Genomic DNA, 26,164 nt, shown 5'->3' with positions numbered 1-26,164 from the left:
GATCACTGCTCGCTGACCAGACCGAGCACGTCGGCGATCGACTTCGTGTCGACCGGCACGCTCGTCGGGGTGACCTCGCCGCCGTCCGGCGTGCGGAGCGCCCACTGCGGGTCCTTCAGGCCGTGGCCCGTGACCGTGATGACGACCTTCGCGCCCTTCGGCACGACACCGGCGTCGGCACGCTCGAGGAGCCCGGCGACACCGATGGCCGATGCGGGCTCGACGAAGACGCCGACCTCGGCCGACAGGATGCGGTGTGCCGCGAGGATTGCCTCGTCGGTGATGGCACCGAAGTAGCCGTCGGTCTCCTCCCGCGCCTCGAGCGCGAACTGCCACGAGGCCGGGTTGCCGATGCGGATCGCCGACGCGATCGTGTCGGGGTGCCGGACGACCTCGCCGTGCACGATCGGGGCGGAACCCGCGGCCTGGAACCCGAACATGCGGGGCAGCTTGGTGCTGCGGCCGGCGGCGACGTCCTCGCGGTAGCCGCGCGAGTACGCGGTGTAGTTGCCCGCGTTGCCGACGGGCAGGAAGTGGAAGTCCGGTGCGTCACCGAGGACGTCGACGACCTCGAACGCGGCGGTCTTCTGCCCCTCGATGCGGTCGTTGTTGACGGAGTTGACGAGGTGCACCGGGTAGTTCGCCGCCAGGTCGCGGGCGATGTCGAGGCAGTCGTCGAAGTTGCCCTGCACCTGCAGCAGCTGGGCGTCGTGGGCGACGGCCTGGCTGAGCTTGCCCATGGCGATCTTGCCCTCGGGCACGAGCACCGCGGCGGTGATGCCGGCGTGCGTGGCGTACGCGGCGGCCGAGGCGCTGGTGTTGCCGGTCGAGGCGCAGATGACGGCCTTCGCGCCGTGCTCGACGGCCTTCGAGATCGCCATCGTCATGCCGCGGTCCTTGAACGAACCCGTCGGGTTCATGCCCTCGAACTTCACGTAGACCTCGGCGCCGGTGCGCTCGGAGAGCCGACGAGCCGGGATGAGCGGCGTGCCGCCCTCACCGAGCGTGACGATGGGCGTCGCCTCGGTCACGTCGAGTCGGTCGGCGTACTCGCGCAGGACTCCCTGCCACTGGTGGGCCATCAGGCTTCTCTCTCTGTCCGGTGGGGTGGATCTGGTGGTGGTGCGGCTCGGTGGGCCGGCTGGTCGGCCTGGAGGCCCGTGGTCGCGTCAGCGACCGACGACGCGCAGGACGCTGGTGACGTCCAGGACGACGTCCTCGCCGCGGAGGGCGACGACGGTGTCCGCCAGGTCGGCCTCGCGCGCCAGGTGGGTGCCGATGACGAGCGTCGCGGTCCCCTCGGCTGCGCCGGTGGTGGTCTGTTCGACCGTCTCGACGCTGACGCCGTGCTTCGCCAGCACGCCGGCGACCGTCGACAGCACGCCGGGGGCGTCCGTGACGTGCAGGGTGATCTGGTAGCTCGTGCGGACGGTGCCGATCGGGAACACCGGCAGCTCGGACTGCGTCGACTCGGCGACACCCGGGCCGCCGATGACGTGCCGACGGGCCGCGGAGACCAGGTCGCCGAGGACCGCCGAGGCCGTCTCGACACCACCGGCACCCGCGCCGTAGAACATCAGGTCGCCGGCGGCCTCGGCCTCGACGAACACGGCGTTCTTCGCACCGTGGACGCTCGCGAGCGGGTGCGACTCGGGCACGAGGGCCGGGTAGACGCGGGCGCTGACGCCCTCGCGGCCGTCCTCGTCGGTGAGCCGCTCGGCGGTCGCCAGGATCTTCACGACGTAGCCGGCCTTGCGGGCGGCGCGGACCTGGTCGATCGTGACGTGGGTGATGCCCTCGCGGTGCACGGCGGCGAGCGGCACCGAGGTGTGGAACGCCAGCGAGGCCAGGATCGCTGCCTTCTGCGCGGCGTCGTAGCCCTCGACGTCGGCGGTCGGGTCGGCCTCGGCGTAGCCCAGCTCCGTCGCGGTGGCCAGGGCGTCCTCGAACGTGGAACCCTTGCGGTCCATCAGGTCGAGGATGAAGTTCGTGGTGCCGTTGACGATGCCCATGATCCGGACGATGCGGTCACCGGCGAGCGAGTCGTGCAGCGGACGGATGATCGGGATCGCCCCGGCCACGGCGGCCTCGTAGTAGAGCTGCGCGCCGACCTGCTCGGCCGCGGCGAAGAGCTCCGGGCCGTGGGTCGCGAGCAGCGCCTTGTTGCCGGTGACGACGTCCGCGCCCGACTGCAGGGCCTGGAGCACGAGGGTGCGCGCCGGCTCGATGCCGCCGATGAGCTCGACGACGATGTCCGCGCCGAGGATGAGCGATGCCGCGTCCGTGGTGAAGAGCTCCGCCGGCAGGTCGACGTCGCGCTGGGCGTCCACGTCGCGCACGGCGATCCCGACCAGCTCCAGCCCGGCACCGGCGCGCGAGGCCAGCTCGTCGCCGTGCTCGAGGAGCAGTCGCGCGACCTGGGAACCGACCGAGCCGGCCCCGAGCAGCGCGACACGGACGTTGCGGTATTCGATCATCTGGTAGCGGTTCCTGTCGGTGGGGGTGCGCCCTGCGGGGTGGGCGGACCCGGTCGGGTCGGGGGTCAGCGGTCGGTGCCGTCGGCGGGCACGGCGGCGACCCCGGTGTCACGGGCGAGGAGGTCGTCGATCGTCTCGCCCCGCACGAGGATACGGGCTGTGCCGTCCGCGACGGCGACGACCGGCGGGCGGCCCACGTGGTTGTAGTTGCTCGACAGCGCCCAGCAGTAGGCCCCGGTGGCCGCGACGGCGAGCAGGTCACCGCGCTGCACGTCGCCGGGCAGGTACTCGTCGTTCACCACGACGTCACCGCTCTCGCAGTGCTTGCCGACGACGCGGCTCAGCACCGCTGGTGCGTCCGAGGTGCGGGCGAGCCGGGCCGTGTAGTCGGCGCCGTACAGGGCGGGACGGATGTTGTCGCTCATCCCGCCGTCGACCGAGACGTACGTGCGGGTCGCGCTGCCGCCGTCGTCGGTCTCGAGCGTGACCGGCTTGATCGTGCCGACGCGGTAGAGCGTCACCCCGGGCGGGCCGATGATGTAGCGGCCCGGCTCGACGGCGATGTCCGGCACCGGGATGCCGCGCTCGGCGCAGGCCTCGCCGATGATCGTGGCCAGTGCGTCGGCGACGTCCTCGGGAGCGAAGGCCGAGTCGGCCTCCGTGTAGTCGATGCCCCAGCCGCCGCCGAGGTTCAGCTCGGGTACCGGACCGGAGGCCACGAGCGTCGCGTGCACGTCCATGAGTCGACGTGCGGCCTCGCGGAAGCCGGCGTCGTCGAAGATCTGCGAGCCGATGTGCGAGTGCAGCCCGACGAAGGCGAGCGAGGGCTCGGCGCGGACGGCTGCCGCGGCCTCGACGGCCTCGGACAGCGGGATGCCGAACTTCTGGTCCTCGCGGGCGGTCGCCAGGTACTCGTGGGTGGACGCGTGCACACCGGTGTTGATCCGGATGCGCACACGCTGCACGACCCCAGCGTCGGCGGCGGCACGGGCGACGCGCTGCACCTCTTCGTGGCTGTCGAGCACGATCGTGCCGATGCCGACCTCGACCGCGCGGGCGATCTCGGCGTCGGACTTGTCGTTGCCGTGGAAGCCGAGCCGGCCGGGGTCGATGCCGCCGGCCAGGGCGACCGCGAGCTCACCGGCGGTGCAGACGTCCACGCGCAGGTCGGCCTCGGCCATCCACGCGACGACCTGCGTCGTCAGGAAGGCCTTGCCGGCGTAGTAGACGTGCGCGTGGCTGCCGATGCGCTCGAACGCCTCGGCGAACGCGTTCCGCACACGGACGGCGCGGGACTGGACGTCACGCTCGTCGACGACGTAGAGGGGCGTGCCGAACTGCGCGACCAGGTCCGTCGCGCTGATGCCGCCGATCGCCAGGGTGCCGTCGTCGGTCCGCGTCGCAGACGCGGGCCAGATGCGGTCCACCAGTTCGGAGGCGTCCGTCGGGAACCGCAGCCGCGGCGGTGCAAGGGGGTTCTCGCTCACGGGACCCGATCCTACCGACGTGAGCCGTTCCTCCAGGCCGCGTTACGCACCTGTCCGCTCACCCGCAGCTGCCGACCGTCCGCAGGCCGTCCTCGTTGAGCGGCAGCGCGTCCGCGGTGATCCGGACCGTCGCGTCCGACTTCGACACGTCGAGCGAACGCACCCGCAGCGCCTCGGGCAGGAACTGCGCGGTGCAGACCTGCACCGGGACGCCGGTGACGCCCGGGATCGAGTCGACCTTCAGGCCGAGGTCGGAGTTCGTGATCCGGACACTCTCCGGGGTGATCGAGATGCCACGGCCGTCGTCCTGCGCGACGACGGCACCCTTCGCCGCGTAGGTGATGTCGTAGCCGAGCACCGATGACGACCCCGTCAGTTCGACGCCGCCGTCGACCAGGTTCAGCCGGTCGAACAGCGGGCTGTACTTCGCCAGGTCCTTGACGCTCGACGACGCCAGGGTGACCGTGCCGTCGACGTCGCGGACGTCGCCCTTGCCGTCCACCGGGACGTCCTGTGCGGTGACGTCGGCGGCGAGCGGGATGCCGTCGACCGTGAGCTTCGCCGAGGAGATCTCGACGCGGTCGAGGGTGCCGCTGATGAGCTGCGGGATGACGATGCCCTCGGCGTGGGCGTCGACCTCGCCGGTCGTGCCGTCCGGCAGCGACTGCTCGACCTGCTGGGCGATGATCCGGTCGACGACGCCGCGCAGCACGAACTCGGCGATCACGACGAGGGCGGCGAGCACGACGACGACCACGAGCAGGACGACGGGCCAGCGGCGGCGCGTGGTGGGGCGTTCGGTGGCTGCGGGCATGCGTCCTACCCTGCCAGCCGGTCCCGGCAGCCTGCCTGGAGGCCCGGTGCGCGTCCGGCGCGGCGACTGCCGGGATGCAAAACACCGGTGTTCGCGCTCGACACCGCGGAATGCGGGTGTTCGGTGCGCGAACACCGGTGTTGTGCGGAACGAGTGCCGCTACATGCGGGACGGCGCCGACACGCCGAGCAGGCCGAGGCCGTTCCGGACGACCTGGCCGGTGGCGTCGTTCAGCCACAGGCGCGTGCGGTGCAGGTCGGTCACGGGCTCGTCGCCGAGGGGCGTGACACGGCAGGAGTCGTACCAGCGGTGGTACAGGCCGGCCAGCTGCTCGATGTACCGCGCGATGCGGTGCGGCTCGCGCAGTTCGGCAGCGTGCCGGACCACCCGCGGGTACTCGGCGAGGGCTCCGAGGAGCGCGCTCTCCGACTCGTGGGTCAGCAGCGAGGCGTCGAACACCGACCGGTCGACCCCGGCCGCCGCGGCGTTCCGGGCCACCGACTGCGTGCGGGCGTGGGCGTACTGCACGTAGAAGACGGGGTTGTCGTTCGTGCGCTTCGTGAGCAGGTCGAGGTCGATGTCGATCGCGGTGTCGCTGGCGAAGCGGACCAGGGCGTACCGGCCGGCGTCGACACCGACGGCGTCGACGAGGTCCTCCATCGTGACGATGGTGCCGTTGCGCTTCGACATGCGCATCGGCTCGCCGTCCTTGAGCAGGTTGACCATCTGCCCGATCAGGATCTCGAGGTTCTTGCCCGGCTCGTCCCCGAACGCGGCGCACATCGCCATCATCCGGCCGACGTAGCCGTGGTGGTCGGCGCCGAGCATGATCAGGTTCCGCTCGAACCCGCGCTCGCGCTTGTCGAGGTAGTACGCCAGGTCGCCGGCGATGTACGCGGGCTCGCCGTCCGACTTGATGACGACGCGGTCGCGGTCGTCGCCGAAGTCGGTCGTGCGGAGCCACTCGGCACCCTCGGCCTCGTACATCACGCCGGCCGACCGCAGCCGGGCGATCGCACGCTCGACGGCCTTCGACTCGTGCAGGGCGTTCTCGTGGAAGTAGACGTCGAAGTCGACGCCGAAGTCGTGCAGCGACGACTTGATGTCCGCGAACATGAAGTCGACGCCCTCGCGACGGAAGAGCTCCTGCGCCTCGTCGCGCGGCAGGTCGCGGACGTCGATGCCCGGCTCGAGGGTCGCGATGACCCGTGCGGCGATCTCGGCGATGTAGGCGCCGCCGTAGCCGTCCTCGGGCGTCGGCTCACCGAGTGCGCTGGCGACGAGGGAGCGGGCGAACCGGTCGATCTGCGCGCCGTGGTCGTTGAAGTAGTACTCGCGGGTGACGAGGCCGCCCTGCGCCTGGAACACGCGGGCCAGGCTGTCGCCGACCGCGGCCCAGCGGACGCCGCCCATGTGGATCGGGCCGGTGGGGTTGGCGGAGACGAACTCCAGGTTGATCCGGACGCCGTCGTACAGGTCGCCGGTGCCGAAGGACTCGCCGCCGTCCACGATGGTGCGCGCGATCTCGCCAGCGGCGGCCGCCTCGAGCGTGATGTTGATGAAGCCGGGGCCGGCGACGTCGACGGAGTCCACGCCGTCGAGCTCGGTCAGCTCGCCGGCGATCTCGGTCGCGAGCTCGCGCGGGTTCGTGCCGAGCCGCTTCGCGAGCTGCATGGCCGCGTTCGAGGCCCAGTCGCCGTGGGCGCGGTTCTTCGGACGCTCGAGCACCACGTGGGACTCCTCGATCGTCACGGTCTCGGACGCGCCTCGGCGCTCGACGATCCCGGTCAGGATCGACAGGTACGCGGCGGAGAGTTCGGCAGGAGTCACGAGGACCGATCCTACCGGGACGCCCAGGTCCGCACCGGTCGATGCAGCATCATGTCGGGATGACCCCCCGCAGCCGTGCCCGGGCGCTCACCGTCGCCACCCTCACCACCGCAGCAGCCGTCGTGCTCGCCGGGTGCTCGGGCGGCGGGGACAGCACCCCGTCGGCCACCGCGACCCCGGCGGGCAAGCCGGTGTCGCAGACCTGCGCGGAGCTCCTGCCGACGAGCGCACTGTCGGTGTACGGGCAGACCTTCGAGCTCGACGACTCCTTCACCCCGGCGAAGGGCTCCCCCGCCGCGACCATCGCGAAGCAGCAGGGTCGCGTGTGCCGGTTCGTCAGCACCGACGCGGACGCCACGGCGATCACGCTCGCGGTCGCCGACCTGCCTGAGAAGTCGCTCACCAACCTGAAGGACGCCCTGTACGAGCGGGGCGGGTCCGTCCCCACCTACCGCGTGGAGGGCTACTTCGCCCTGAGCGGCGACGTCGGCCGCGCCGACGCCTTCGCAGACCCGTACTGGATCACCGCGCAGTCGACGCTGTTCACCGAGCCGGGTGGGGCGCAGCCCGTCGTCGACGCGGTGCGCGCTGCGCTGCAGCCGTCCGGGTCGGCGACGGCGACGCCCGCGGGCTGACGCGCGCGGCCCCCGCGCACGGTGCGGGGCCGCCGTCGTCTGGTGCGAGGTTGCGTGCGTGGTGCGCTGCTCGCAGCGCTGCACGGAACACGGGACGTCGCACGGGATCTCGACGGACGCACCGTGCGGACGGGAGGCCCGTGGCGGGCCCGCGCCGCGCCTCCCGGCCGCCGGCGGCCACGCACGGTGCCGTGTCCGCCGTCGGGTGCGAGGTTGCGCACGTGGTGCGCGCTTGCAGCGCCGCACGGAACGCGGAACCTCGCACGGGATCGCGACGGATGCACGGTGCGACCGGGAGGCCCGTGGCGGGCCCGCGCCTCCCGGTCGGCGGCGGCCACGCACGGTGCCGCGTCCGTCGTCTGGTGCGAGGTTGCTCGCGTGGTGCGCGCTTGCAGCGCTGCACGGGACACGGAACCTCGCACCGGATTGCGACGGACGCACGGTGCGGACGGGAGGCCCGGTGCGGGCCCGCACCGCGCCTCCCGGCTGGCGGCGGCCACGCACCGTGCCGCGTCCGCCGTCGGGTGCGAGGTTGCGCACGTGGTGCGCGCTTGCAGCGCCGCACGGGACGCGGAACCTCGCGCCGGCTCGCGACGCTCGCACGTTGCCGAGTCCGCCATCTGGTGCGAGCTTCCGTGCGTGGTGCGCGCCTGCAACGCCGCACGGGACACGAAACCTCGCACGGGACCGCGTCGCTCGCACCGTGCGGCCGGGAGGCCCGTGGCGGGCCGCACCGCGCCTCCCGGCCGTCCGACGGCACGTCCACAGCGCGACACGCGCTGTCCAGGACCACCCGCCGGACCTGCTACGGTTGTTGACACCCCTTGGCCCCCATAGCTCAGGGGATAGAGCACTGCCCTCCGGAGGCAGGGGCGGAGGTTCGAATCCTCCTGGGGGCACTGGAAAGTACGCCGAAGAGGTTCCCGAAGGGATCGAGCAGCTGGCAGAGCCGCTCTCCCGTGAACACCGTCTTCGGGCCCCGGTGCGCGACGGCACCGTTGGCGACCCAGTCCTCGACGACGGCATCGACGTCGGGCACGGTCCAGTACGGCACCGTGCCGGGCGGCCCCGGCGTGTTCAGTTCGTCGGTTCGGTGCAGCGTGAGGCGGACGCCCTCGATGTCGAACGCGACGAGCGCGCCACCACGCACGACCGGTTCGCGGCGGAGCCTGGCCGCGTACCAGACGACCGCGGCGTCGAGGTCGTCGACGAACAGGAAGACGTTGCCGACCGGGCCGATCGGGAGCGGTGCTGCGGAGTCGTCGGGCACGGGGGTCCTCCTTCGTCGTGCGCCGCTCAGCGGTGCTCGACCCCGAGCGTCTGCGCGAGGAACGCGAGCGATCCCGGCAGCGCGTGGTCGGTGTAGCCCTCGGCGTGCCGGAGACCGGGGATCAGCTGCAGCGTGTTCGGGACGCCGACCGCGGCGAGCGCGGCCTGCAGGGCGATCGGGTCCGACCGCGGGACCCACTCGTCCAGCGAGTTGGCGAGGTAGACGGGGCCCGTCGACGCCGTCACGTGCTCGATCGTGGACGCCGCGGCGAGCGCCGACCGGTCGCCGCCGACCTCCTGCAGGATCACCCAGCGGAGGAACGGGTCGTCCCGCCCGGTCTGGTCGATGTCGGCGCTCCGCATCGCGTCGAGGTCCTGCGTCGTCGGCGCCGCGGAGACCGTGCCGTCCGTCGCGCGGATGATCTCGGCGAGGCCGAAGATCCCGGACCAGCTCACGGAGGGACGGCCGGTCGCGATGCCACCCTCGACGGCGAGGTTCCCGCCGGCCGACCCGCCGAAGAAGGCGACCTTGCTCCGGTCGAAGGGGACGTCGGACTGCAGCGCCCACTCGTACGCGGTGAGCACGTCCTCCCTGCTCGCGGGGAACACGTCCGTCGGTGCCAGCCGGTAGTTCGGGACGAAGACCGTGTACCCGGCGTCCACGAGTCGGGCGGACAGGCCGTCCTCCTTGGACTTGTCCCCGCGGAACCAGCCGCCACCGTGCACGAGCACGACGGCGCCGGTGCTCGGGGGCGATCCGGTGCCCGGGCTGTGGACGTCGAGGACCAGGGCGTCGTGCCGGTCCGAGTACCGCACGTCGCGGTCGATGTGGGGAGGTGGCTGGGTGGGCATCGGTGACGACCTTCCTCGGGTTCCCGACGCCGCGACCGGCGGCGGTTCGTGGAATCCGATTCTCATCGACCGTGTCACGGGGTGATTGGGTCGGATGACTCGATGCGGTTCGGTTCCGGGGCGAGGAGCGGCACAACCGGGTCCGGAGCATCCCGGTAGCGTTCCGGCATGACGATGACGTTCCCGGTGCCCGGAGTCCACGCGCTGCGGGGCGGCCCCGAGCTCCGGTGGGGTGTGATCGGCCCCGGGGAGATCGCGAACGACTTCACGGCGACGCTGCACGCGAACTCCGACCAGCGCGTCGTCTCCGTGGGGTCCCGCTCCCCCGAGCGTGCTGCGGCCTTCGCTGCCCGCCACGGCGTGCCCGGTGTGCACGGCTCGTACGAGGCCCTCGTGGCGGACCCGTCCGTCGACGTGGTCTACGTCGCTTCGCCGCACCCGCAGCACCTCGGGCACGCGTTGCTCGCGATCGCCGCCGGCAAGCACGTGCTCGTCGAGAAGCCGATGACGACCTCGGCGGCGGACACCCGCACCCTCGCCGACGCCGCACGGGCCGCGGGCGTCCTCGCGATGGAGGCGATGTGGACCCGGTACCTGCCGGGCACCACGGTCATCGCCCGTCTGCTCGCGGACGGGGTCCTCGGCGACGTCCGCCTCGCGACGGTCGACGTCGGGTGGCCGCACGACCCGGACCCGGCGGACCGGATGTTCGACCCCGCCGCAGGTGGGGGTGCCCTCCTCGACGCCGGCGTCTACGGGCACTGGTTCGCACGGTTCGCCACCGGCGCCGCGGTGACCAGCAGCACGACGGGGGCGGTCTCGGATCGCGGGGTGGACCTCCAGTCCGTCACGGTGTCGACGGCGGAGCGTGGCGCGCAGGCGGTGGTGGCCACGTCGATGACGGCGTGGACGCCGGGGCTGGCGGTGATCGCCGGGAGCCGGGCCACGGTCCGCTACACCGACCACTTCGTGTTCCCGGCGTCGTTCGCGGTGCACCACCGGGGTGGGGAGGACCACTGGGCGGAGCCGACGGGGCTGCGGGGTCGTCAGGGACTCGTGTGGCAGGCGGCGGCGCTGGCGCAGTACGTGGCGGACGATCGCACGGAGTCCCCGGTGCACTCGCTGGACGACTCGATCGGGATCGCGACGGCGCTCGACACGGCCCGTGCGGCACTCGGCCCGACCGGTGCGGCGCTCGGCCCGACCGGTGCGGCGCTCGGCCCGACCGGTGCGGCGCTCGGCCCGACCGGTGCGGCGCTCGGCCCGACCGGTGCGGCACCGTCCGTTCCCGAGCAGGACACCTCGACCCTCTAGGATCACGGGCCGGTCGTCCCGCACACGACCGGGAAGAGGCCTCGATGACCATCGGCACCGGGAACGCGCAGCTCGAACTCGCCCGCGGCGGCGACGCACCCGCCCCACGGACCCTGTTCGACGTCCTGGCGGCGACCGCGGCGACCCACCCGGACGCGACCGCGCTCGAGGACCCCGCCGGCAGCGTCGACTACGCCGCCCTGCTCGACCTCGTGCGCGCGCAGGCCGACGATCTGGCCCGCCGCGGTGTCCGACGGGGCGACCGGGTCGGGGTGCGGATCCCCTCCGGCGGGCGTGACCTGTACCTGTCGATCCTCGCCGTGCTCGCCGCCGGAGCCGCGTACGTGCCGGTCGACGCGGACGACCCCGAGGAGCGCGCCACCCTGGTGTTCGGCGAGGCCGGTGTCGTCGGGGTGATCGGCGCGGGCGGTGTCCTGCGCGACCGCGACGGCGCCGAGCTGCCGGTGACGGACCCTGCGGCGAGCGCCGAACTCCCCCGTGAGACCGACGACGCGTGGATCATCTTCACGTCCGGGTCGACCGGGGTGCCGAAGGGTGTGGCGGTCACCCACCGCAGTGCAGCGGCGTTCGTGGACGCCGAGGCGCGGATGTTCCTGCAGGCGGCGCCGATCGGTCCGGGTGACCGGGTGCTGGCGGGGCTGAGCGTGGCGTTCGACGCGTCGTGCGAGGAGATGTGGTTGGCGTGGGGGCACGGGGCCGCGTTGGTGCCGGCGCCCCGGTCGTTGGTGCGGACGGGGGTGGACCTGGGCCCCTGGCTCATCGCGCACACGATCACGGTGGTGTCGACGGTGCCGACGCTGGCGGCGTTGTGGCCGGACGATGCGCTCGAGCAGGTGCGGCTGGTGATCTTCGGTGGTGAGGCGTGCCCGCCGGAGCTGGCGGCGCGCATCGCGAGTCGTGACCGTGAGGTGTGGAACACCTACGGGCCGACCGAGGCGACGGTGGTGGCGTGCGGGTCCCTGCTCGACGGGAGCCAGCCGATCCGGATCGGGTTGCCGCTGGACGGGTGGGACCTGGCGGTGGTGGACGGTGCCGGGCAACGGGTGGAGCCGGGCGGCGTCGGCGAGCTCGTGATCGGTGGCGTCGGACTGGGGCGGTACCTCGACCCGGCGAAGGACGCGGAGAAGTACGCGCCGTTCCCGGAGCTCGGGTGGGAGCGGGCGTACCGGAGCGGGGACCTGGTTCGGTACGAGCCCGAGGGGCTGGTGTTCCAGGGGCGTGCGGACGACCAGGTGAAGCTCGGCGGCCGGCGGATCGAGCTCGGGGAGATCGATGCGGCGCTGCAGGCCCTGGACGACGTGGCGGGTGGTGCCGCGGTGGTGCAGCGGACCCCGGCGGGCAACCAGGTGCTGGTCGGGTACCTGGCTCCGGTGGCCGGGGCGACGGTGGACGTGGCCGCGGCGAACGCCCGGTTGCGGCAGGAGCTGCCGGCGGCGCTGGTGCCGTTGGTGGCCGTGGTGGAGTCGCTGCCGACGCGGACGTCGGGCAAGGTCGACCGCGCGGCGCTGCCGTGGCCGTTGCCGGGGGCGACGGACGCGGCGATGCTGCCGGACACGGTGGCGTGGATCGCCGAGCGGTGGTCGGCGATCCTCGGGGTGCCGGTGGCGAGCGTCGACGACGACTTCTTCGCGCACGGCGGTGGGTCGCTGACGGCGGCGCAGCTGGTGTCGGCCATCCGGGAGCGGTTCCCGACGACGACGGTGGCGGACGTGTACGACCACCCGCGGATCGGGGCGTTGGCGGCGGCGCTGGACGAGTCCGGCCCGGTCGAGGCGTCGTCGCGCGACGTCACGCCGGTGCCCCCGGCGACGGGGTTGCTGATGACGCTGCTCGGGCTGCCGGTGCAGGTGCTCCGGGGGTTGCGGGTGCTGACGTGGACGGCCCTGGTGGCCGCGGTGCTGCACGCGACGACGCTGCCGTTCCTGCCGGTGCTGCCCTGGCCGGTGCTGGTACTGGCGCTCCTGGTGTTCGTGACGCCGATCGGCAAGATGGCGCTGACGGTGGTGCTCGCGCGGCTGCTGCTCGCCGGGGTCCGGCCGGGGTCGTACCCCCGCGGTGGTTCGGTGCACCTGCGGGTCTGGCTGGCCGAGCGCATCGCCGAGGCGGTCGACGGCCCCTCGACGGCGGGCGCCCCGTGGATCAGCTACTACGCCCGGGCCCTCGGCGCGCGGATCGGCAGGGACGTCGACCTGCACACGCTGCCGCCGGTGACCGGGATGCTCACGATCGGCAAGCGTGCCTCGATCGAGCCCGAGGTCGACCTGGCCGGGCACTGGCTCGACGGCGACGTGTTCCACCTGGGGCACGTCCGCGTCGACGAGGACGCCGTGGTGCGCAGCCGGACGACGCTGCTGCCCGGGGCGCACGTCGGTGCGGGTGCCGAGATCACGGCGGGTTCCGCCGTCGGCGGCCCGGTGCCCGCGGGCGAACGCTGGGCAGGGGCGCCGGCGGAGCGCACCGGGTCGGCTCGTGACGACCGGGAGGCCCGCCCCGCGACCCGACGACGCTGGCTGCTCGCGTACGGGGCCGGGTCCCTGGCCGTGGCCGGGTTGCCGGTGGTCGGTGTCGCGGTCGGACTGCTGGTCGCCCTCGCCCTGGTCGGGCGGGCGTCGACCCTGGGCGACGCGGTGCTCCGTGCGCTGGTGACGGTCCCCCTGGCGACGGTCGTCGCCGGTGCGGTGTACGCGCTGCTGGTGGTGGTCGCGGTGCGGCTGCTCGGCATCGGCCTGCACGAGGGGCGGCACCCGGTGCGCTCCCGGATCGGCTGGCAGGTGTGGTCGACCGAGCGGGTGCTCGACGCGGCGCGCACCCTGCTGTTCCCGCTGTACGCCTCACTCGTGACGCCGGTGTGGCTGCGGCTGCTCGGCGCCCGCGTCGGGCGGGACACCGAGATCTCGACGGTGCTGCTCATCCCGGCGCTGACGCAGATCGCGTCGGGGGCGTTCCTGGCCGACGACACGATGGTGGCGACGTACGAGCTCGGCGGCGGTCGGGTGCGGATCGGTCGCTCGAAGGTCGGCCGTCGGGCGTTCCTCGGCAACAGCGGGATGACGGGCGCCGGACGCTCGGTGCCGCGCGAGGCCCTGGTGGCGGTGCTGTCCGCGGTGCCGAAGAAGGCCAAGCGCGGGTCGTCGTGGCTCGGGTCGCCCCCGGTGCGGCTGCGGCGCGCGGCGACGGAGTTCGACGAGGCGCGCACGTTCCGTCCGTCCCGGCGGCTCAAGGTCGCCCGCGGCTGCTGGGAGCTGCTGCGCCTGGTCGCCCCGATGGTCTCCGCCGCCATCGCGCTCGGCGTGGCCGGAGCACTGCTGGCGCTCTGGTCGGCCGTGGGGATCGGCTGGACGGTGCTGCTCGCCGGACCGGTGCTCATCGCCGCCGGTGCCGTCGCCGCCGTCGTTTCGACGATCGCGAAGTGGGCGTTCGTCGGCCGGATCACCGCCCGGGAGCACCCGCTGTGGTCGTCCTTCGTGTGGCGCAACGAGGTGCAGGACACCTTCGTCGAGACCGTCGCGCGCCCCTGGTTCGCCGAGCAGGCCACCGGCACCCCCGCGCTGGCCGTCTGGCTGCGGAGCCTCGGTGCGACGATCGGCCGCGGCACCTGGCTCGAGACGTACTGGCTGCCCGAGGCCGACCTGGTCACGATCGGCTCCGGGGCGTCGGTGGCGCGGGGAACGGTCGTGCAGACGCACCTGTTCCACGACCGCGTGATGCAGCTCGACACCGTCCGGATCGACGCGGGTGCGACGCTCGGGCCGCACAGCGTGGTCCTGCCGGCGGCCGGCATCGGTGCCGGGGCGACCGTCGGGCCGTCCTCGCTCGTGATGCGGGGCGAGCAGGTGCCGACGGGCTCCCGCTGGTCCGGCAACCCGATCGCTCCGTGGACATCGGCAGCACCGTCGGTGACCGCCCCACCGGCGCCATGAGGTTGACTGTCCCCGTGCCCTCCGATCCCGCCGCAGACCCGTACACCCCGCACAGCGGCGACCGACGGTGGAGTGCCGAGCACTACGAGCTCCGTCTCGACTACCGCGTCGCCACGAACCGCCTGGACGGCACCGCCACGATCACCGCGCGCGCCCTGGAGCCGCTCGAGAAGGTCGTGATCGACCTGCACGGGCTCACGGTCGACCGGGTCGACGTCGACGGACGCCGGGCCAAGAAGGTCTCGACCGCGACGCACAAGGTGACGGTCACCCCGGCCGACCCCATCGCCGCCGACACCGTGTTCTCCGTGCACCTGCGGTACCGCGGCACCCCGCACCCCGTCCGGAGTGCGTGGGGGCAGCTCGGCTGGGAGGAACTGTCCGACGGCGTCATCGTCGCCGCCCAGCCCACGGGAGCGCCGTCGTGGTTCCCGTGCAACGACCGCCCCGACGACAAGGCCACGTACCGGATCGAGATCGCGGCCGAGGCGGCGTACGACGTCCTGGCGAACGGGGAGCTGCTCGCCAAGGAGCGCGACCGCGTCGGCACCCGCTGGACCTACGCCACCACCGAGCCGATGGCGACCTACCTGGCGACCGTGCAGATCGGCCGCTACCGCACCACGAAGCTGCGCACGAGCGGGGTCCCCGTCTCGCTGCACCACCCCGCCGACCTCGCCGCCGCCGCGAAGACCGACTTCGGCCAGGTGCCGGAGATGCTCGCGCTGTTCGGTGACCGGTTCGGCCCGTACCCGTTCGCGGCGTACGGCGTCGTGGTCACCGACGACGACCTGGAGATCCCGCTCGAGGCCCACGGCCTGGCGGTGTTCGGCCGGAACCACGTCGACGGCGAGCACGGGACCGACCGTCTCATCGCCCACGAGCTCGCCCACCAGTGGTTCGGCAACTCCGTCACGGTCACCCGGTGGCAGGACATCTGGCTGCACGAAGGGTTCGCCTGCTACGCCGAGTGGCTGTGGTCCGAGGACCGCGGCGACGACACCGCCGACCAGCTGGCCGAGCGGTACCGGCAGGGACTGCTCGAGCAGCCGGAGGACCTGGTGATCGGTGACCCGGGCGCGAAGGACATGTTCGACGACCGCGTCTACAAGCGCGGCGCCCTCGCACTGCACGCCGTCCGCCGCACGTTCGGCGACGACGCCTTCTTCGCCGGGCTGCGGAGCATCACCGAGCGGCACCGGCACGGATCCGTGACCGTGCCGGACGTGCTCCGTGCGTTCGCGGACGCCGCCGGCCGCTCGGTCGCGGACGTCGGTGCGGTGACCGGGCCCTGGATCGACGAGGCGTCGGTGCCGGCGCTGCCCGCTGGCTAGCAGGCGCCGCCGCCGCGCCGGCCAGCAGGCGCCGCCGCCGCGTCGGCCAGCATGCTCTGCCGCCGCGCCGGCTATCCCGCCAGCTCGCCGTCCGCCGGGTCGCAGCTGACCTCGGACCACACCGCGTCGAGCGACAGTCCGACCACGCCCGCGACCGACGCGATGGTCGAGAACGCCGGCGTCGCGATGCGACCGGTCTCGATCTTCCGGAGCGTCTCCGGCGAGATCCCCGCGGCCAGGGCGGTGTCCACGATCGACCGCGGACCACGGGCACGACGCAGCAGCGCACCGAGGCGACGACCGCGTGCGACCTCGTCGGGACGGAGTGGGAGACGGACCATGACCACATAGTAATACCGGTATGATCATCGGCGTGATCGAGATCCTGACCCCCGCCGAGGTCGACAAGGGCCGCGCCACCGGAGCCCTCGTCGGCACGATCCTGCAGACCCTGCGAGAACGCGCCCGCGTGGGCACGAACCTGCTCGAGATCGACCGGTGGGCGAAGCAGATGATCGAGGCCGCCGGTGCCGACTCCTGCTACGTCGACTACGCACCCTCGTTCGGCCGCGGCCCGTTCGGCCACCACATCTGCACGGCCGTGAACGACGCCGTCCTGCACGGGCTGCCGCACGACCGGGTGCTGCAGGACGGCGACCTGCTGACCCTCGACCTCGCGGTGTCCTTGGACGGCATCGCCGCCGACGCCGCGATCAGCTTCGTCGTCGGTACCGCACGCCCCGAGGACCTCGCACTCATCGACGCCACCGAACGCGCACTGGCCGCGGGCATCGCCGCCGCCGGACCGGGCGCCCGCATCGGTGACCTGTCCCACGCGATCGGCACCGTGCTCGAAGCGGCGGGCTACCCGGTGAACGTCGAGTTCGGCGGGCACGGCATCGGCTCGACCATGCACCAGGACCCGCACGTGTCGAACACCGGGCGCCCCGGCCGCGGCTACGCGCTCCGGCCCGGACTCCTGCTCGCGCTCGAACCGTGGGTGATGGCGGACACCGACGTCCTGGTCACCGACGCCGACGGGTGGACCCTGCGGAGTGCCACCGGAGCGCGGACCGCCCACACCGAGCACACCATCGCGATCACCGAAGACGGCGCCGAGGTGCTCACGCTCCCCCGCTGACCGTCCCGACGACCTCGACGGACAGGCCACCCGCCGCGACGACGAGCACGACGTCCGGTGCGGGGTACAGCACGGTGACCGGTTGTCCGGCACCCTCGAACCGGGCGGTACCGGCGACCACGTCGACCTCCACCGCGAGCGGGTCGACGCGCAGCCCGCGTCCGTCGCGTTTCAGCACGGCCTCCTTCGCCGCCCACGCCGTGGCGAGGAGCGCCGGGTCCCCGTCGGCTCGACGGAGTTCGTCCGAGGTGAACGCATCGAGCGGCGCAGCGGCGACCCGCGACACCCGTTCGACGTCGACACCGAGTGCCGACGGTCCGACCGCGAGGGCGACGACGCCCGGTGCGCGCGACAGGCTCACGCCGACCGTGGTGCCCGCTACGGTCGCCCACGGACGACCGTGGTCGGTCCCCGCGCAGTGCGGACAGACGCGCCCCGCGCGCACCGCGACCGGCTCGGCGCCGGTCGCCGACGCGACGGCGGCGACCAGGGCCTCCCGGTCGTCCGCGCGGTCAGCAGCCGGCGTCCGGAGCGTCACCGTGACGGTCTGGAGGCACGACCCACCGACCGGGGCAGCGCCCGTCGGTCGTGTGGTCGCGCCCAGAGCGGATCAGGCGTGCGTCAGCGCGATGAGCGCGACGTTCATGGTGCTGTACTGCCCCTCGGAGCGGGTCGCCTGGCGAACTCGTCCGCGCAGGACCTCGTAACGGCCGTCGTGCTCGCGCACGAAACCGATCACACCCGTCGCCGGAGTCGACACCCGGTGGTAGCCGTCCTCGAGCGGGACGACCTCGGTGCTCGTGGTGCGTTCCATCGTTCTTCCCCTTCCGTTCATCCTCGAACAGTGGCGCCAGCATACCCCGGTACGGGGGACAAGACGTCCACAGGAAGCACGGTCCGGAGCGTTCCCCCAGAGTCTGGCGGTGCCCCTGCGTGGCCTGGATAGACTCCGGGCGACAGCGCACTCGTGGCGCGGTCCGGTGCGGTGCCACGGGGTACCGACCGGCGACGGACGGAGGACGGATGCGAGCGGTCCAGCACGGATCGGGCACGGACGGATCGAGCGGGCACAGGGGGACAACGCGGCTGTGGAGCCGTGTGACGGCCGCCCTCGTCGCGATGCTGATCGTCCTGGCTCCGGCAGCGACCGCCCACGCCACGGCGCCCGTCGACCTGGGCGGCGCGTACGTCCTCGACGAGGCCGACGCGCTGACCGCATCCCAGCAGTCGAAGGTCGAGCAGGCCGTGCAGGACCTGTACGCCGAGACGCAGACGCAGCTGTACGTCGTGTTCGTGCCGTCCTTCACCGACCCCACCGACCACACCGAGTGGGGCCGGGCCGTGCTCGAGCAGAACCAGATCGACACCGACGGCATCCTGCTCTCGGTCGCGGTCGACGAGCGCAACTACGACGTGCAGCAGACGAACGAGACCGCGATCTCTTCGTCCGACGTGGAGAACGCCGTCGACGACTCGCTGCTCCCCGAGCTCAAGCAGGGCGACTGGTCCGGCGCCGCCGTGGCCTTCGCCGACGGGCTGACCCAGTCGCAGGCCCCGGTGGACCTCACCTGGCTGTGGATCCTGCTGCTCGTCGTGGTCGTCGGGCTCATCGTCGTGGTCCTGGTCATCCGGACCCGCAACAAGCGCCGCACCGCCGCAGCGACCGAGGCGCAGGAAGCCTCGCTCGCCGACCTCGAACGCACCGCCGGCGGCGCCCTGGTCACCATCGACGACGAACTCCGAACCGCCGAGCAAGAGGTCGGGTTCGCGAGCGCGCAGTTCGGCCCCGACGCCGCCAAGCCCTTCGCCGACGCCGTGCAGGCCGCACAGCGCGAGGTCCGCAAGGCCTTCACGATCCGGCAGCAGCTCGACGACGAGATCCCCGACACCCCCCAGCAGCGCGCCGAGTGGGCGAACCAGATCATCGTGATCTGCGAACGGGCGCACGCCGCGATCGAGGAGCAGACCGAGGCGTTCGACCAGCTCCGCTCGCTCGAGGACGGCATCGAGGACGCCGCCGCATCGCTCGCCCAGGCCGTGGCCGCCGCGCCGGCATCGGTCGGGGCCGCCGCCGCTGCGCTCGACCGCGTCCGCGCCCGGTACACCGGCCGCACCCTCGCCACCGTGGCGAACAACGTCGACCAGGCCCACCAGGTGCTCGCCTTCGCCACCGAACGCTCGAACGCCGCCACCGCCTCCATCGCCGCCGGCGACAAGGGCGAGGCGGTCGTCGCCGTGCGCGACGCCCAGCACGCGCTCGCCCAGGTGCAGCAGCTCACCGACGGAGCACTCGCCGCCGAGCAGTCCTTCGACGAGGCCACCGCCCGCGCCGAGGCGATGCGCATCGACATCCAGGGCGACGTCGCCGCCGCCCGCAGCCTGCGCTCGGGCGGGCCGGACCTCGCCGCAGCTGTCACCCGCGCCGAGGCCGTGCTCCGCCAGGGGCTCGACCCGAAGGACCCGGTGGCGGCCGTCGACGCGCTGACCCGGGCGAACACCGAGATCGACCAGGCCATCGCCACGGCGCGGGGTGCCGAAGAACAGCGCCAGCGGGCCACCCAGGCGCTCGACGCGGCCCTGCGCGATGCCCGGAACCGGATCAGCCAGGCCCGCGACTACGTCTCCCTGCACCGCGGCGGCATCGGCCCGACGGCCCGGACCCGGCTGTCCGAGGCCCAGCGCGCCTACGACGACGCCGTCGAACTCGCCCCGAGCAACCCCGGCCAGGCCCTCAACGCCGCCCGCGCGGCCGAGCAGTACGCGGCCGCCGCGATGGACGCCGCCAACGACGACCTCGGCGGCTGGGGCGGCGGCCAGGGCGGTGGCGGAGGCGGCGCCCAGCTCGGTGGCCTCGTCACCGGACTCGTCCTCGGCGGCCTGCTCGGCGGTCGCGGCGGCAGCTACGGCGGCGGTTCCTTCGGGGGCGGCGGCTTCTCCGGCGGCGGCCGCTTCTGACCTGACGCACTCCCCCGGCACCCAGAACCAGACACGACCCGACAACACCGTCCACAGGACTTCCACGAAAGGGAACAGCAATGGCCAAGCAGACCATCTTCGGACGCATCTCCACCCTCGTGCGCGCGAACATCAACCAGATCATCGACGACGCCGAGGACCCGCAGAAGATGCTGGACCAGCTCGTCCGCGACTACACGAACAACATCGCCGACGCGAAGACCGCGATCGCGCAGACCATCGGCAACGTGCGCCTGCTCGAGCAGGACCACGAAGAGGACAAGAAGGCCGCGGTCGAGTGGGGCCAGAAGGCCGCCAACGCCTCCACCGCAGCCGACAAGTACCGCTCCGAGGGCAAGTCGGCCGAGGCGGACAAGTTCGACAACCTCGCCAAGATCGCGATCGGCAAGCAGATCGCCGCCGAGCAGGAGGTCAAGGACGCCGAGCCGAACCTGGCGTCGCAGAACGAGGCCGTCGAGAAGCTCAAGACCGGTCTCGCCGGCATGGAGCAGAAGCTCGAGCAGCTCCGCGCGAAGCGAGACAACCTCGTCGCCCGCTCGAAGACCGCCGAGGCGCAGTCGCGCGTCAACGACGCCCTCGGCAACATCGACGTACTCGACCCGACGAGCGACCTCGGCCGCTTCGAGGAGAAGGTCCGCCGCGAAGAGGCGAAGGTGCTCGGCCAGCAGGAGCTGCAGTCGTCGAGCCTCGACGCACAGTTCGAGAGCCTCGAGGACGTCGGCAAGGACGCCGAGGTCGAGGCACGGCTCGCCGCGCTGAAGTCCGGCGGATCCTCGAGCATCTGACGAACGCCCTGACGACGCCGGACCCCAGCTGACAGACTGAGACGATGCACTTCCTCGTGGTCGGTCAGTGGCAGGGTTCGGCGTCGTCGCGCGCGATGCGCCTCGGGGACGGTGCGTCGGCGATCGCGGCCGACCTCCCCCGGGCGTCCACCACCGTGGTCGACGTCCCGGCCGGAGCGGGTGACCGCCTCGAGACCGCCGTCGCCCGCTACACCTCGGTGCTCGCCGTCGCCGAACGCGTCGCCGAGGAAACAGCCGTCGCCACCGAACCGGTGCTCGTCGTCGGCGGTGACGGCGCCAGTGTCCTCGGCGCGACCGCTGCCCTCGCCCCGGACACCGCGTTCGTCCGGATCTCCGGGTCCAGCGGGTACCGCGCGCTCAACCGGGCACAGCCCGTTGCCGCCGAGACCGCCGCCCTTCGTCTGCTGGTCGACCGCCCTGACGACCTGTTCCCCGGCCTGCCGGTCGTCCCCGCTTCGTCGGTCGTCGTCGCCGGGGTCCGCGGCGTCGAGGACGCCGAACGAGCCGCCCTCGACAAGGCCGGGATCGTGCACCTCGACGTCGATGCCGCCACCCCGGACGCCCTCGCCGCAGCGGTCGAGCGGACCGGTGCCTCGTCGGTGTTCGTGCACGTCGACCTCGACGTCCTCGACCCGTCCGAGGTCGACGGGCTGCTCGAACCCGTCCCGTTCGGCCTCGACGGCGCAGCGCTCGTCGAGCGCATCCAGGCCGCGACGCGCGGCCGCCGCCTCGTCGGCGCCGCGCTCACCGGTTTCGCCCCCGTCGACCCGGACCGGGCGGTGGACGACCTCGGCGTGATCCTGCGCGTCGTCGGAGCGGTGACCAGCGCCTCCCGGGTGGGCTGACCACGGGCACGACGCGACCGGCGGACCCCCTGCCGGTCCGCGTACGCTCGGCAGCATGACGGACTACGACCTCATCGTGATCGGAGCCGGCGCTGTCGGCGAGAACGTGGCGGACTACGCCAGGAAGCGCGACCTGTCGGTCGCGATCGTGGAGGCCGAGCTCGTCGGCGGCGAGTGCTCCTACTGGGCGTGCATGCCCTCGAAGGCGCTCCTGCGCAGCGGACACGCCCTCGCCGCCGCCAAGCGGCTCGACGGTGCGAAGCAGGCCGTGACCGGCACGCTCGACGCGGCCCACGTGCTCGCCCGCCGCAACTCGTTCACCTCGGACTGGAAGGACGACAGCCAGGTCTCGTGGCTCGAGTCCGCCGGCATCGACCTGATCCGCGGGCACGCCCGCATCACCGGCCCGAAGACCATCGACGTCGACGGCGAGACGCACACGGCGCGCGCCGCCGTCGCGGTCGTCACCGGTTCCCTGCACACGCTGCCCCCGGTGCCCGGTCTCGCCGAGGCGAAGCCGTGGGGCACCCGCGAGGGCACCAGCGCCCAGCAGGTCCCCGAGAGCCTGCTCGTCATCGGCGGCGGCGTCTCCGGCTCGGAGCTCGCGACCGCGTGGGCCTCCCTCGGCGCGAAGGTCACCCTCGTCGCCCGGCACGGTCTGCTCGGCGGCATGGAGCCCTTCGCCGGGGAACTCGTCGCCGACTCCCTGCGCGAACTCGGTGTCGACGTCCGCACCGGCGTCAACCCGGTCCGGGTCGACCGCGACGAGCACGGTCTCGTCACCACGGAGCTCGACGACGGCACTACGGTCATCACGAGCGAGGTGCTCGCCGCCACCGGCCGCGCCGCACACACGCGTGACCTCGGGCTCGAGACCGTCGGCCTGACCGCGGGCGACTGGCTCGACGTCGACGACACCATGCTCGTGCACGGCACCGACTGGCTGTACGCCGTGGGTGACGTCAACCACCGCGTCCTGCTCACGCACCAGGGCAAGTACCAGGCGCGTGCCGCCGGCGAGGCGATCGCCGCCCGGTACCAGGGCACGCCGCTGCACACCGAGCCGTGGGGTGCCCACGTCGCCACCGCCGACCACGCCGCCTCGCCGCAGGTCACCTTCACCGACCCCGAGGTCGCGAGCGTCGGACTGACCGAGGCGAAGGCCCGCGAGCAGGGGCTGAACGTCCGCGCGGTCGAGTACGACCTCGGTGCGATCGCCGGGTCCTCGCTGCAGGCCGATGGCTACACGGGCCGCGCGAAGATGGTCGTCGACGAGGACCGCGGGGTCGTCGTGGGCGTCACGTTCGTCGGCCAGGACGTCGCCGAGATGCTGCACGGCGCCACCGTCGCCGTCGTGGGCGAGGTCCCGATCGACCGCCTGTGGCACGCGGTGCCGGCCTACCCGACGATGAACGAGATCTGGCTCCGCCTGCTCGAGACGTACGGCCGCCCGGCCTGAGCGTGCGCAACCCGCTGCTCGACTCCCCCGTGTCCCGTGCGGGGTGGGTGTTCGCGACCGCCGTCGGGCTCGCCGTGGGCGTCCCCCTGTCGACCGGGCGGATCCGGGTGGAGGACGGGCTCGTGGTCTGCACGGGGCTGCCGCGCTGGGTGTTCCGGCGCGGCGGCACCTGCGTCGGTTCGGTGTACCTGACCCGCGACAACGACGGCCCGCGGGTGCTCCGGCACGAGCGGGTGCACGTCGAGCAGTGGCGCCGGTACGGCATGCTCATGCCGCTGCTCTACGCCGTGGCCGGGCGGGATCCCCTGCGGAACCGGTTCGAGGTCGAGGCCGGCCTGGAGGACGGCGGCTACCGCTGACGGGGGCGGCGGGTGCGGGGCGGGGCGGCTCGGGTGTGCTGCGGTCGCACGACACGCCGCGTGCGCATCGTCGTGGTCGCGCGAACCGTCGTCCCGACGCCGGTTGCGCGGCGGTTCGTGCGACCTCGGCGCGCCCGCCCGCCGGTCGCAACACCCCGCCGGGCGCGCGGCGAGCGGTCGCAGACCGTCGCGTGCGGCGCCGCCAGCCGACGGTTCGTGACCGCGCGGCGCCCGGCTGACGGCGTTTCGTGACCACTCGGCGGCGGGCCGGCCAGGCGACGGGACGCGACGCGACCAGTCGACGGCCTGGAGGCGCGTGGCGGCGCCGCCCCGAGCCTCCAGGCCGCTGCGCCCCACGTCCACCGCGCCCGCCCGCCGGTCACAACACCCCGCCGGGCAAGCGGCGAGCGGTCGCAGACCGTCGCCTGCGGCGCCGCCAACCGACAGTTCGTGACCACTCGGTGCCCGGCCGACGGCGTGTCGTGACCACTCGGCGGCGGGCCGGCCAGGCGACGGGACGCGACCGGTCGACGGCCTGGAGGCGCGTGGCGGCGCCGCCCCGAGCCTCCAGGCCGCTGCGCCCTACGTCCACCGCGCCCGCCGGCCGGTCGCAACACCCCGGCGGGTGCGCGGCGAGCGGTCGCAGACCGTCGCCTGCGGCGCCGCCAGCCGACAGTTCGTGACCACTCGGCACCCGGCCGACGGCGTGTCGTGACCACTCGGCGGCGGCACGTGACCGAAGTCGCGCGACACGCCGCGTCCACGTCGCCGCGGTCGCGCGAACCGTCGTCCCGACGCCGGGCAGGCGGCAGATCGTGCGACCTCGGCCCGGCCCGGCCACAGCCGGCCCGCGCGTCAGGCCGCGCGCCGCCGCGGCACCACGAGGGGCGTGCCGGTCTCGGGGTCCGGGACGACGACGCACGGCAGGCCGAAGACGTCCTCGACGAGGTCCGCGGTGAGCACCGACGACGGCTCCCCCGCCGAGACGATCGCCCCGTCGCGCATCGCGATGACGTGGGTGGCGTAGCGCGCGGCCTGGTTCAGGTCGTGCAGCACCGCGACGACCGTGCGACCGGCGGCGTGCAGCGTGGAGGCCAGTTCGAGCACGTCGTACTGGTGCGCGATGTCGAGGAACGTCGTCGGCTCGTCGAGCAGCACGATGTCGGTCTGCTGCGCGAGCACCATCGCGATCCACACCCGCTGCCGCTGCCCGCCGGAGAGCTCGTCGACGCTCCGCTCCGCCAGTTCCACCGTCGACGTCTGCTCGAGTGCAGCCTGCACGGCCTGCCGGTCGGACCCGGACGACGGGTGCAGCAGGTCCTGGTGCGGGAACCGGCCCCGGGACACCAGGTCACGCACGGTGATGCCGTCGGGGGCGATCGGGGTCTGCGGGAGCATGCCGACTCGCCGGGCGACGGCCTTCGGGCGGTACGAGTCGATCGGCGCCCCGTCGAGGAACACCGTGCCGGCGCGCGGCTTCAGGGTGCGGGCGAAGGACTTCAGCAGCGTCGACTTGCCGCAGGCGTTCGGCCCGACGATGACCGTCAGCTCACCGTCGGGGATGTCGACGTCGAGCGTGTCCACCACGACCCGGTCGTCGTAGGCCAGGGTCAGGCCACGGGCCCCCAGTGCGGTGGTCGGGACCGGACCGAGCGCGGTGCCCGAGGTCGGCATCAGTGCTCGGCCTTGCCGTGCCGCCAGTAGCCCATGAACGCGACCTGCTTGCGGTCGATGCCGACGCCGCGCACCAGGTGGCGGCGGAGTTCCTTGACGCAGCCGGCCTCACCGGCGATCCACGCGTAGACGGGGCGCTCGTCGACCGGGGCGGGGACGTCCCACAGCACCTGCTCGTCGACGTCGACGTCGGTGAGCTCGGCGGCCGGCTCGCACACGGCGGCGGACGGCGCGACGGTGGAGGCCCAGGCGTGCACCTGGTCGGTCATCCGGACACCGTGGGTGGCGCCGTTCCGGGCGATCCAGCGGACCTCGACCCCGGCCGGCGCGGTGACCGGCAGCCGGTCGGCGTCGGTGGGCACCTCGATGAAGACGTGGCCGACGGTCGAGACGTCGAGGGCTTCGAGGATGGCGCAGATGGCGGGTGCGGCGGTCTCGTCCCCGGCGAGCAGGATCCGGTTCGCGTGCCCGGGAGCGAACTCGGCGGCCCCGGTCGGCAGGTCCTCCGGCGACTCGGGGACGCGCGGCCCGGCGATGCGCAGCTCGTCACCGACGCGGCAGGCCGACACCCAGCGCGACGCCGGACCGGTGTCGCCGTGGGCGACGAAGTCGATGTCGAGCTCGCGGGCGTCCGGCCGGAACGAGCGGACCGTGTACGTGCGGAGGGGGTTGCGGGCGTCGTCCGGCAGCGCGCGCCAGGCGGCGTACCAGTCCTCGTCCTCCGGTAGTTCGGAGAAGCCGACGCCGGGCAGGGGCAGCACGATCTTGATCCGCTGGTCGAGACCGACCGAGGAGAAGTCGGCGAGCGCGTCGCCCGTCAGCGTGACCCGGACGAAGTTCGGGGTGAGCGACGTGACGGCGGCCACACGGACGGAGAAGACGCGATACCGGGTTGCCACGGAATCGAGTATGGCATGCCTTACCTAACGTCTCCAGGCCCCCGGAACGGTG

21 protein-coding genes, 1 tRNA gene and 1 pseudogene are annotated in these 26,164 nt (G+C 73.2%); 11 read left to right on the top strand and 12 right to left on the bottom strand.

The genetic code is table 11. From position 1 onward, the window contains the following. Window positions 1–2: 2 nt before the first annotated feature. The 5 genes from thrC to argS all read right to left on the bottom strand — a co-directional run bounded on the left by thrC (window position 3) and on the right by argS (window position 6,608). Window positions 3–1,082, bottom strand: a complete 1,080-nt coding sequence (thrC, locus tag DEJ09_RS05475) for a threonine synthase (RefSeq protein ID WP_071404606.1) — start codon at window positions 1,080–1,082, stop codon at window positions 3–5. An 87-nt stretch (window positions 1,083–1,169) separates the two neighbouring features. Next, window positions 1,170–2,477, bottom strand: a complete 1,308-nt coding sequence (locus DEJ09_RS05470; RefSeq protein ID WP_027465790.1) for a homoserine dehydrogenase — start codon at window positions 2,475–2,477, stop codon at window positions 1,170–1,172. Between the two features lie 65 nt (window positions 2,478–2,542). Continuing rightward, on the bottom strand, window positions 2,543–3,964 hold the full coding sequence (gene lysA, locus DEJ09_RS05465; protein WP_111087849.1) for a diaminopimelate decarboxylase: 1,422 nt from the start codon (window positions 3,962–3,964) through the stop codon (window positions 2,543–2,545). Window positions 3,965–4,022: 58 nt separating this feature from the next. Continuing rightward, a complete protein-coding gene (locus DEJ09_RS05460) occupies window positions 4,023–4,778 on the bottom strand; it encodes an LmeA family phospholipid-binding protein (RefSeq protein ID WP_071404604.1) in 756 nt (251 codons plus the stop codon). A gap of 159 nt (window positions 4,779–4,937) precedes the next feature. Beyond that, a complete protein-coding gene (gene argS, locus DEJ09_RS05455) occupies window positions 4,938–6,608 on the bottom strand; it encodes an arginine--tRNA ligase (RefSeq protein ID WP_056068838.1) in 1,671 nt (556 codons plus the stop codon). Between the two features lie 59 nt (window positions 6,609–6,667). Here argS and DEJ09_RS05450 point away from each other — a divergent pair, with 59 nt between their 5' ends. Continuing rightward, complete coding sequence (locus DEJ09_RS05450; protein WP_111087848.1) at window positions 6,668–7,243, top strand: hypothetical protein; 576 nt, start codon at window positions 6,668–6,670, stop codon at window positions 7,241–7,243. Window positions 7,244–8,070: 827 nt separating this feature from the next. Continuing rightward, window positions 8,071–8,142, top strand: a tRNA-Arg gene (locus DEJ09_RS05445). Window positions 8,143–8,168: 26 nt separating this feature from the next. Here the strand turns inward: DEJ09_RS05445 and DEJ09_RS18505 are convergent. Together DEJ09_RS18505 and DEJ09_RS05440 are read right to left on the bottom strand one after the other, a co-directional pair. Then, a pseudogene (locus DEJ09_RS18505) lies at window positions 8,169–8,513 on the bottom strand (VOC family protein); the annotation flags it as partial. A 26-nt stretch (window positions 8,514–8,539) separates the two neighbouring features. Next, on the bottom strand, window positions 8,540–9,364 hold the full coding sequence (locus DEJ09_RS05440) for an alpha/beta hydrolase (RefSeq protein WP_181433272.1): 825 nt from the start codon (window positions 9,362–9,364) through the stop codon (window positions 8,540–8,542). A 168-nt stretch (window positions 9,365–9,532) separates the two neighbouring features. Here DEJ09_RS05440 and DEJ09_RS05435 point away from each other — a divergent pair, with 168 nt between their 5' ends. Genes DEJ09_RS05435 through DEJ09_RS05425 form a run of 3 tightly spaced genes read left to right on the top strand, consistent with a single transcriptional unit; the run spans window position 9,533 to window position 15,953 of the window. Then, window positions 9,533–10,678 carry a Gfo/Idh/MocA family protein gene (locus DEJ09_RS05435; RefSeq protein WP_258373798.1) on the top strand — a complete coding sequence of 382 codons (1,146 nt, stop codon included), beginning with the start codon at window positions 9,533–9,535 and terminating at the stop codon, window positions 10,676–10,678. Between the two features lie 44 nt (window positions 10,679–10,722). Continuing rightward, on the top strand, window positions 10,723–14,619 hold the full coding sequence (locus DEJ09_RS05430) for a Pls/PosA family non-ribosomal peptide synthetase (RefSeq protein WP_111087846.1): 3,897 nt from the start codon (window positions 10,723–10,725) through the stop codon (window positions 14,617–14,619). Between the two features lie 14 nt (window positions 14,620–14,633). Continuing rightward, window positions 14,634–15,953 (top strand): M1 family metallopeptidase, encoded by a 1,320-nt coding sequence (locus DEJ09_RS05425; protein ID WP_258373796.1) that lies wholly within the window; start codon window positions 14,634–14,636, stop codon window positions 15,951–15,953. 71 nt (window positions 15,954–16,024) lie between these two features. On the opposite strand, the gene DEJ09_RS05420 is transcribed toward DEJ09_RS05425, so the two are convergent. Next, entirely contained in the window at window positions 16,025–16,294 is a 270-nt protein-coding gene (locus DEJ09_RS05420; RefSeq protein WP_027465796.1) for a helix-turn-helix domain-containing protein, read from the bottom strand. 32 nt (window positions 16,295–16,326) lie between these two features. Between DEJ09_RS05420 and map the strand changes: the two genes are divergently transcribed. After that, on the top strand, window positions 16,327–17,094 hold the full coding sequence (gene map, locus DEJ09_RS05415) for a type I methionyl aminopeptidase (RefSeq protein ID WP_111038639.1): 768 nt from the start codon (window positions 16,327–16,329) through the stop codon (window positions 17,092–17,094). Here the strand turns inward: map and DEJ09_RS05410 are convergent. Together DEJ09_RS05410 and DEJ09_RS05405 are read right to left on the bottom strand one after the other, a co-directional pair. Next, complete coding sequence (locus DEJ09_RS05410) at window positions 17,078–17,632, bottom strand: 4'-phosphopantetheinyl transferase superfamily protein (protein ID WP_146245674.1); 555 nt, start codon at window positions 17,630–17,632, stop codon at window positions 17,078–17,080. The genes map and DEJ09_RS05410 overlap by 17 nt on opposite strands. A 72-nt stretch (window positions 17,633–17,704) precedes the next feature. Next, window positions 17,705–17,908: a hypothetical protein gene (locus DEJ09_RS05405; protein ID WP_017885770.1), complete on the bottom strand. Its 204-nt coding sequence runs from the start codon at window positions 17,906–17,908 to the stop codon at window positions 17,705–17,707. A gap of 284 nt (window positions 17,909–18,192) precedes the next feature. Here DEJ09_RS05405 and DEJ09_RS05400 point away from each other — a divergent pair, with 284 nt between their 5' ends. The 5 genes from DEJ09_RS05400 to DEJ09_RS05380 all read left to right on the top strand — a co-directional run bounded on the left by DEJ09_RS05400 (window position 18,193) and on the right by DEJ09_RS05380 (window position 23,539). Then, window positions 18,193–20,049 carry a TPM domain-containing protein gene (locus tag DEJ09_RS05400; RefSeq protein WP_181433271.1) on the top strand — a complete coding sequence of 619 codons (1,857 nt, stop codon included), beginning with the start codon at window positions 18,193–18,195 and terminating at the stop codon, window positions 20,047–20,049. 80 nt (window positions 20,050–20,129) lie between these two features. Beyond that, complete coding sequence (locus tag DEJ09_RS05395) at window positions 20,130–20,855, top strand: PspA/IM30 family protein (RefSeq protein WP_017885772.1); 726 nt, start codon at window positions 20,130–20,132, stop codon at window positions 20,853–20,855. A 44-nt stretch (window positions 20,856–20,899) separates the two neighbouring features. Continuing rightward, window positions 20,900–21,721, top strand: coding sequence for an arginase family protein (locus DEJ09_RS05390; RefSeq protein ID WP_110864040.1), 822 nt, complete (start codon window positions 20,900–20,902; stop codon window positions 21,719–21,721). A gap of 55 nt (window positions 21,722–21,776) precedes the next feature. Continuing rightward, a complete protein-coding gene (locus tag DEJ09_RS05385) occupies window positions 21,777–23,180 on the top strand; it encodes an NAD(P)/FAD-dependent oxidoreductase (protein ID WP_027465800.1) in 1,404 nt (467 codons plus the stop codon). A gap of 2 nt (window positions 23,181–23,182) precedes the next feature. After that, entirely contained in the window at window positions 23,183–23,539 is a 357-nt protein-coding gene (locus tag DEJ09_RS05380) for a Fe-S oxidoreductase (RefSeq protein ID WP_175330772.1), read from the top strand. 855 nt (window positions 23,540–24,394) lie between these two features. On the opposite strand, the gene DEJ09_RS05375 is transcribed toward DEJ09_RS05380, so the two are convergent. Then, entirely contained in the window at window positions 24,395–25,213 is an 819-nt protein-coding gene (locus tag DEJ09_RS05375; RefSeq protein ID WP_111033752.1) for an ABC transporter ATP-binding protein, read from the bottom strand. Continuing rightward, the gene (locus DEJ09_RS05370) at window positions 25,213–26,112 is read right to left on the bottom strand and encodes a siderophore-interacting protein (protein ID WP_258373795.1); all 900 of its coding nucleotides are present in this window, start codon (window positions 26,110–26,112) and stop codon (window positions 25,213–25,215) included. Before DEJ09_RS05370 ends, DEJ09_RS05375 begins: the two co-directional genes overlap by 1 nt. Window positions 26,113–26,164 lie beyond the last annotated feature (52 nt).

Source organism: Curtobacterium sp. MCLR17_055 (assembly GCF_003234305.1).
Lineage (GTDB): Bacteria > Actinomycetota > Actinomycetes > Actinomycetales > Microbacteriaceae > Curtobacterium > Curtobacterium flaccumfaciens.
Note: the sequence above shows the minus strand (reverse complement) of the source record. Positions and strands in the feature narration are given on the sequence as shown.

Bases quoted from the DNA above. Each gene is read 5' to 3' on its own strand.
- thrC (WP_071404606.1), bottom strand. From the start codon at position 1,082: ATGGCCCACCAGTGGCAGGGAGTCCTGCGCGAGTACGCCGACCGACTC.
- DEJ09_RS05470 (WP_027465790.1), bottom strand. From the start codon at position 2,477: ATGATCGAATACCGCAACGTCCGTGTCGCGCTGCTCGGGGCCGGCTCG.
- DEJ09_RS05460 (WP_071404604.1), bottom strand. From the start codon at position 4,778: ATGCCCGCAGCCACCGAACGCCCCACCACGCGCCGCCGCTGGCCCGTC.
- DEJ09_RS05450 (WP_111087848.1), top strand. From the start codon at position 6,668: ATGACCCCCCGCAGCCGTGCCCGGGCGCTCACCGTCGCCACCCTCACC.
- DEJ09_RS05440 (WP_181433272.1), bottom strand. From the start codon at position 9,364: ATGCCCACCCAGCCACCTCCCCACATCGACCGCGACGTGCGGTACTCG.
- DEJ09_RS05435 (WP_258373798.1), top strand. From the start codon at position 9,533: ATGACGATGACGTTCCCGGTGCCCGGAGTCCACGCGCTGCGGGGCGGC.
- DEJ09_RS05430 (WP_111087846.1), top strand. From the start codon at position 10,723: ATGACCATCGGCACCGGGAACGCGCAGCTCGAACTCGCCCGCGGCGGC.
- DEJ09_RS05420 (WP_027465796.1), bottom strand. From the start codon at position 16,294: ATGGTCCGTCTCCCACTCCGTCCCGACGAGGTCGCACGCGGTCGTCGC.
- DEJ09_RS05405 (WP_017885770.1), bottom strand. From the start codon at position 17,908: ATGGAACGCACCACGAGCACCGAGGTCGTCCCGCTCGAGGACGGCTAC.
- DEJ09_RS05395 (WP_017885772.1), top strand. From the start codon at position 20,130: ATGGCCAAGCAGACCATCTTCGGACGCATCTCCACCCTCGTGCGCGCG.
- DEJ09_RS05390 (WP_110864040.1), top strand. From the start codon at position 20,900: ATGCACTTCCTCGTGGTCGGTCAGTGGCAGGGTTCGGCGTCGTCGCGC.
- DEJ09_RS05385 (WP_027465800.1), top strand. From the start codon at position 21,777: ATGACGGACTACGACCTCATCGTGATCGGAGCCGGCGCTGTCGGCGAG.
- DEJ09_RS05375 (WP_111033752.1), bottom strand. From the start codon at position 25,213: ATGCCGACCTCGGGCACCGCGCTCGGTCCGGTCCCGACCACCGCACTG.